The organism is Patescibacteria group bacterium (assembly GCA_038065255.1).
GTDB lineage: Bacteria > Patescibacteriota > Patescibacteriia > JACQRZ01 > JACQRZ01 > JBBTRI01.
Genome location: JBBTRI010000004.1, coordinates 5,524 through 12,825 on the forward strand (window position 1 = coordinate 5,524; position 7,302 = coordinate 12,825).

Annotated in this window: 7 protein-coding genes; all 7 read right to left on the reverse strand. The window is 43.2% G+C overall.

Annotated elements, in window-relative coordinates:
• On the reverse strand, window positions 1–644 hold a 644-nt coding region (locus AAB400_01275; GenBank protein MEK7648526.1), incomplete at its 3' end, for a GDP-mannose 4,6-dehydratase.
• A gap of 52 nt (window positions 645–696) precedes the next feature.
• Complete coding sequence (locus tag AAB400_01280) at window positions 697–3,393, reverse strand: hypothetical protein (protein ID MEK7648527.1); 2,697 nt, start codon at window positions 3,391–3,393, stop codon at window positions 697–699.
• Between the two features lie 101 nt (window positions 3,394–3,494).
• The gene (locus AAB400_01285; protein ID MEK7648528.1) at window positions 3,495–3,905 is read right to left on the reverse strand and encodes an HIT family protein; all 411 of its coding nucleotides are present in this window, start codon (window positions 3,903–3,905) and stop codon (window positions 3,495–3,497) included.
• Between the two features lie 10 nt (window positions 3,906–3,915).
• Complete coding sequence (locus tag AAB400_01290; protein ID MEK7648529.1) at window positions 3,916–4,296, reverse strand: hypothetical protein; 381 nt, start codon at window positions 4,294–4,296, stop codon at window positions 3,916–3,918.
• On the reverse strand, window positions 4,281–4,829 hold the full coding sequence (locus AAB400_01295) for a hypothetical protein (protein MEK7648530.1): 549 nt from the start codon (window positions 4,827–4,829) through the stop codon (window positions 4,281–4,283). Before AAB400_01295 ends, AAB400_01290 begins: the two co-directional genes overlap by 16 nt.
• Before the next feature lie 5 nt (window positions 4,830–4,834).
• Window positions 4,835–6,529 (reverse strand): hypothetical protein, encoded by a 1,695-nt coding sequence (locus tag AAB400_01300; protein MEK7648531.1) that lies wholly within the window; start codon window positions 6,527–6,529, stop codon window positions 4,835–4,837.
• On the reverse strand, window positions 6,526–7,131 hold the full coding sequence (locus AAB400_01305) for a CDP-alcohol phosphatidyltransferase family protein (protein ID MEK7648532.1): 606 nt from the start codon (window positions 7,129–7,131) through the stop codon (window positions 6,526–6,528). Before AAB400_01305 ends, AAB400_01300 begins: the two co-directional genes overlap by 4 nt.
• Window positions 7,132–7,302: the final 171 nt, after the last annotated feature.

The following is a 7,302-nucleotide window of genomic DNA, read 5'->3' on the forward strand; positions in this document are numbered from 1 at the left end:
ATCCACTCACGTACATTTTTGCCATCGCCATAGAGAGGCACTTTTTTACCTTCAATCAGGTTTGTGATAAACAATGGAATGACTTTTTCAGGATACTGGTAGGGGCCGTAGAAATTACAAGAATGGGTTACGATAATAGGTGTGCCATAGGTTTTCACATATGCTCTACAGAGCAGATCCGCTCCGGCCTTGGAAGCTGCATAGGGGCTATTCGGCTCAAAGGGTGATTTTTCTGTAAATTTCCCATCTTGAATTGAACCAAATACTTCATCAGTTGATACTTGAATAAACCGCTTCACGCCAGCGTGCCGCGCCGCTTCAAGAAGAGTGTAGGTGCCAATAACATCCGTAACTACAAATGCTTTTGGATCGTGAATTGATCTATCAACATGGGTCTCCGCTGCGTAGTTTAAGATCGCATCTACGCCCCCCTGCACGATAGTATTGACGATATTCTCATCAGCAATATCGCCCTGCACGAAACGGTACCGCGAATCCTGCTCGATATCGGCAAGATTTTCAGGATTACCTGAATAGGTGAGTTTATCCAGATTGACAATGGTGCATTCCGGATATGCACGCAAAAAATATCGAATGGCATTGGATCCCATGAATCCGCACCCACCGGTAATAAGGAGTTTCATATACTTAAGTTAATAATGTACCTCAAGTATAGCGTATCGTACTACTATGTCACTAGCCGTATTTTTCATCGTGCTTTCGGTCGCTCTCACGAATATTCAAAACGTATTGTGCAAATGGGATATCTTTATGCTTTTCAACAATCTGTCCGACAAGTGGCTCTGGCATTGCACTTAGAGCAGAGTGAAGAAAAGGCAACCCTTTCTGCCATACAGCCGAGCTTGAGCGTTGAAGATCAAGATTTGGAACCATTATTTCATAGAGATTTTTTAAGATTTCATCCATCCCTCCCTCACCTATGCAATCATACCCTTCAGGATAAGCGTCCTCTTCAAATTTTTTATCTGATAAAAATTTTGTAATGAGTTCGTATAGTTGAAGTTGTAGTCTATTGGGCCTATTTCCAGGGCCTACCTCCCACTGAAGTGCACTAAAAAATGGCAGCATCTGTTGGAGTATCCATGGGTAATATACATGTGGCTCCACTTTTACAGATTCAAAGTGCTGATATTCCTCATAATATTTACGAATTGCATTCAAACAATTTGTAAGAGTTCCCAATGCCATCATGGTATCCTGAATATGGTCGTGATCAGCGCCTGTATTTCCAGTTTTTTCTGGTAATACTGCGTTTGTTGCCAACTGCTGAACTTTTAGGGCAAGGGCTTCGCGATATTTTTCAAACAATTCAAAGTCATCTTGCGTTAGTGATTTAAACATCGAACTATTTTTATTCACTATGGATACGGCAGCATGCATACCTGATGCTAGATCATATGTGGGTGTCTTCATAGCCTCAGGAGTACCCAAGATAATCCGATAGATATCCTTAAGAACAGGGATAAGGAGATAGGCTGCTCGTGGAACAACGTGATTAAAATTCTCACCCAAGCAGCAGACAATACCTTTCTTTTGCTCATCTGATGCGTATGAATCCTCTGCGAGCTGTACCAAATCAAAATATGTATCGGGTACCGATGTTGCAAAGTAATCCATGAACCGTATCCGGCGGTGAATTTCATCAAATTTCATAGCACTTTTAGATTGCGGTTCGCTATCACCTTGTTTACCATTACGAATAACAGCATCTTTAAGTAGCTGGATAAGAAATGCATTCCTCATAGTGCGGAATCGCTTATCCAAAACTGTTGCAGGTGCGACAATACGATCGTAGTCTTGTCGAGCGCTGTCCCCCTCTTTGTCTTCGAGGAGCATTGAAGAATGTGCCCTTCGGTCTGCAGCTAAAAGCACCTCGGGACGATGGCGGATCTGACTAGATTCTATCCCTAATGCAGCAAGCTCTTTAAAGATCGTCCCCGTTTGATGAGATTGAAACGCAAGCGCAGCAAGCCGCTGGATAAGCAAGGAATCTGAATGTTCATCAATCTGGAAAAGAGCATCTATCAAGAGCATTTGAATTACTTCTTGATCAATACCAAAAGCACATGTATTCTCCGGCTTTCCTTCTAAATATTTCATAAGGATTTCTTCACAGTACCCGGCAAAATCAGGATCGCCAGAGGTAATGCCAAGCTGAACAATGTCTCGCACAATTTCCTGGCCACGCACTACTCGCGTATCATCAAGCGCTAAGGCTGCACTAAATTCCGGATGAGTAAATGTTCTTAAAACTTCAATTAGGTCGTTTTTAATAGCTTCTCTTCCGTTTGGATTTCGTTGCGCGTCACGATAGGCATGAGTAAGATCCTTCACTATTCCATAGCGTTCGTTAATCTCGCTGCGTTCGTCGGAAGAAAACAGAGATATTTTTTCTCTACCCAAGAGGCGAGTGAGAAAATTAACAAGCGCTGTATGCGCTCGCTGGCTATCTGAATGAATGATAATCTCAGTTGGTTTTTGGGGACCAAATGAACTATGCGATTGCGGATCATCAGCAACGAGCTCTTCACAGATAAGCGCTTCGATAATAGGATGTCGTGACAATGGTATAAGTGGACGATGGATAAGATTGCCTTGTGAATCTACACTTCGGCGTGAATATTTATACTGCTGTGCAAGGATTTCACCGCATTCCTGTGCATAAAATGATGTAAGACGTTTTCCTTTTTCTGATTTGGCAAATTCGCCATCACGCAGTTGTTTGTAATCAAGTTGGGGAAACTTTTCAAAAAGCTGATTAAGTGTTAGATCCTTTAGAGTTTTGTATTCATCATAACCTATTGATGATAGCAGTCGGCATCGTAAAGAATCTGCGGATAAATAGGTAGCGACAATCTCTTCACTATATTCTACTCCTTCGCAAAAGAGGTTGTAAATAAATGATTCCTGGTCACTGTTCCACCTCAATCCGGAATAGTATTTAAAAAATGCTTCGCTTGATTTTTTTTTGGTAAAAAAATCATCAAGAAATGCGGAAGCAGTGGAAGTTGCTGTCTGCAAGACTTTTCCCTTATCATTCAAATCATCACCCTGAAGAGAACTTTCAACTGCATGGCGAACAGCCGACGCAATACCAAGAAAGAGTGCTCCTTCTTTTTTGCAATCTCTCTTATCGCCTGATGCGCTGCGAATAACAAGTGTTTTGTGATTGTCATTGCCATCCATCAAATCTGGTTCGAAATGCATCCCTTGAACTCTCAAAGCTTGTACAGTTGCAACAACAGATGCAAGATGGGGCTTTGAAGGTGTATCAAGAGCATAGATAATTGTTGGGTATCTCTCTCGATCGTGCTTTGAAAGCGCTGAAAATGAGATAAGATTATGTGACTCTGGTTGTTTGGGATTTGTCATAATTATAACAAAAAGTGAAACTTAGCTATGCGCGCCAGTATAGCACAAAATCGCCTTTTTGTCAAGGATGCTTTTGTAAAAAAGTTGTATTTAATGAGATGTTAGCTTGCGATGTGTTTTTGAATATTCTTTGCTATTTCCTCCATTTCACCATCTTGATAGGCGTTTCCTTTCCAGAGCTTGAGTCCATCATCCGAAAATCGCGGAACAATATGCCAATGGAGATGGAAAATTACCTGCCCTGCAGCGGCGCCATTATTCGTAGAAATATTGCATGCATCGGCACCGACTCCCTTCATAACTGCCGAAGAAATAAGTTTGAGCGGCTCCATGAGTCGTGAGAGCATGTCAGTATCTGTTGTAAGAAAGTCAGCGCTGTGGTTTTTGGGCACGACGAGCGTGTGTCCTTTATTCACGGGGTGTATATCAAGAAAAGCAATGAGCAGATCATCTTCATACACGGGTGTGCTTGGGATTTCATGAGAACTAATTTTACAAAAAATGCAGTCCATAACGATATGTTTATTCTTTAGAGGGTTCCATTTTTGCTGAAAGCAAAAAGAGCAAGACAATGAGTGAAACTACCGGAGCAAGAATAAATACAAGTGGTTGTTCAGCGCCAAGTGTTTGAAGAGTAAGTACGCCGGCAAAAAGTGCAAACAACGCTGTGTAGAGGTAGTCAAGTACTCCCCTGCCAATCTGCTTTTGTGGAGGAAACACTATGACAAGAATACCGGACACTGCGCACACAAGGAGCAATGCATTGATATGTATGACAGATGTTACGATGCCTCGAGAAAAACTTTCAGCCGCCAATACGCCCAGATATGCCCCAAGCGATGCCACAAACACATCATAAAAAAGAGTTTTGAAACATTCCCAATATGTCATAGCGATTCCCATACAGAAGGTCGTATTAATGTGATAGTCATGTCGGATATGAGAATAGAGTCATCGGATGCGCCAGCGACAAGTCCCGGAATAGAGAATGCAAAAGTATATTTCCCATTCTCGCGCACTGCACTACTCAGATCCACATGTGCACGAGCCTCTACCCAATCTCCGACCAGTTTCTCTGTAAATGGCTGAGTTGAGAATTTCCATCCATCCTGCCATTCACGCACGGCAAGCTGCGTTGTTCGCATGGTATGTTTCTGGTATGTAAACATGATATCTGCACTTGCATAGACAACGGATGTTTTTACATCAAAATATACGGGATCTTCAATGATTTTTGCAATGCGCCTCTTACCATGTTCTACTAGCTCATACCGCACCGGCGGACGGAACACCCCGACTGCGCCATGGGGCCTATCAAAAGTATAGGAGATTACCCTTACTCCTGTAAAGGGAATATGCTGATGTACGATATATCCGACAAACAATACAATCGCCAAAGCAATACTTATTCGCGAAATTATTAGAAGCCGAAACATAGTAATTACTGTTTTTCAGTTACTTTATATAAATGTTCACGGCTATCAGCGTCAGCAACAAACACAAGCGAAAACCCATAGGGTTCAAAATATTTTTTACTCACAGTGGAGGCATCTTGCTGGCTCCACAGGCCATAGTAATAGATCGGCGCCCTGCCATACATTCCTTTCACAAGCTCAAGTTCTCGAAAGTCGGATGTTTGCTCGGCTACGCGCCGTGTCGGAAAGAAAATCTTATCCGATCGTGCAGAGAACAGTACCGAATCCTGGGGTGTTGTGTCTGCAATAAATTGTCTCTTGCCATGATAGGACGCAAGGGACGATGCCATTGCAGTGATGCTCTCTGTTGATCCGGTAAATACCTGTCCGAACGAAAGAAGCGCCAAACAAACAATGCATGCCGCAAGAAACGCCCGGTGAACGTGCCCCCTGCATCGCTCCAGAAGAAAGGCAATGAGTTCGCCAACCATCGGCAAAGAGTATATGGTTATGGGCAACCAATAGCGGATGTAAGAGGTACCGATAGTCACCTCTTTATCCAAATTATCATGGAATACCCAGCTTCCATAAAATACTATCAGCCAAGCACCCATCGCAGCATATGATGCAAGTAAGAAAAGGCGTGATGCACTCCTCTCTCGCACAATCTGTACGACACCTCTCCAAAAGAAAAAGAATAACCCTCCTGCCGCAAGTATGCTGAATGGGAGGAAAAAAAATACGGCATAGTCAAGAAATGTTTTTTTAAATAAGTGGGGATTGATACCGAAGGGCAGTAGCGCAGATTTCAGCGATACTAAAAGCGCAACGATTTGTGTTTTTGCCGCAGCGCCATCCAAGTGCATCAGTGACTGGATGATTGATGCAGACTGCTCAATCTGTTGTACCGCCTGTGGAATAACGGGGGTTTGATAGCCAAAGAGTAACGGGTTGCCATAGACGAGCGCATTATACTGCGCCATAAGTATGAGCGGCACTGCAAGCCCTGCAAGAAATGCAGCAACAATTCCAATGCGGAGCTTTCGATAAAATGCTATTCCCAGCACAGGGAGGAGTCCTAGAATCCAAATGCTTTCGGAAAACCTCACCCATAGACTGCCCCCTAGAGCAATGCCGGCAAGAAAGGCCATACAGAGCGCTCCTGCAGATTTGCGCATACGAACCATCTGGCTTGCCAGAGCACAACCGATAATCAACAGATCTACAAATAAGACATTGTGAAGCATCGCTCTATTTGCGTTGTAGAGATATGCCGGGTGCAATAAAAAAAGGATCATTGCCGGCAGCGCTGCCTGCATGGACCACACATTACGAACTAAGAGGAAAAAAAACAACGCTGAAATACTTGCAATCGCAGGCGTAAAAAATGGAATAGCATTCACCCCGAACACTTTAGCGAGAAATCCATAGATAACAGGTAATCCAAGAAAACTAACCGGCGCCACATCATCGCCAACTGCCGTCATGCTCCGAGGATGGAGATAGCCGCTGCTTGCCGATAGCAATGGCTCATGAAACGTAAGCGTTCCCTTTTCAGCGAATAGTTTTGAAAAAAAATAATTTGCCGTTTCGTCGGGAGAATTAAAAAGCGGAATGCCGTTGCGGTAGGATTGGAACGAAAGTGTAGAATAGATAAAAAAAAAGAAAACCAGAAGTAGTGCGATGCCTGACCAATAGAGTGTTTTTTTACCATGTATCATATGCCCTTTCGAACAATACTCACGAGCGCACATACTACGCTCGCTGTCAACACCACTTCGGCAAACAGCACAAGAGGCAGTGAAAGCCATGTTGCAAGGAGAATACTCATAATCCCAATGACTTGAAGAAACATTTTGAACTTGCCCCATCTGTTTGACTTAACGATAAGTCCTCGTTTTCTCCAGAGGATCGCAAGAAGCAAAATGAGGATTTCAACACCGGCAACACTCAATACAAGAAGTATCGGCAATTGAGTGAACGCAAGAATCATGATTGCCGGCACGATGAGCAGTTTATCGGCAACAGGATCAAACATCATCCCCCATACTGTTATCTTGTTGCGCGTGCGTGCTAAAGCACCATCCATTGCATCGGTAAATGCAACAAGCAAAAACAACGGCACTCCCCATTCATAGTGCCGATCTAGCAACAAAATAAGTGTTGGCGGCGTTGCAATGATGCGAAAAAGCGTGATATGATTTGGCTGTATCCAATCAGGAAAAAATCGCAGTAATAGCCTGTCGATTACACGATCAGTACGAAAGACTTCATCGGCATGGATAAAATGATTATCATTGAAAGGAGGGAAAAATTTCTGCATACGTTCTATAGAGCCGGCTTGATCCTGGCTGGCGCTGTTCTTGCAGCAAGCCAGTGGTTCGATGTATATCCATTAATACAACAATTGGCCGGTGCTGCTTTTTTTATTGCAATTGGTTCATCGCTCATAGTTCGTTTTACTCCATTCCAAGGATTAAGTGCTGCAATGCTT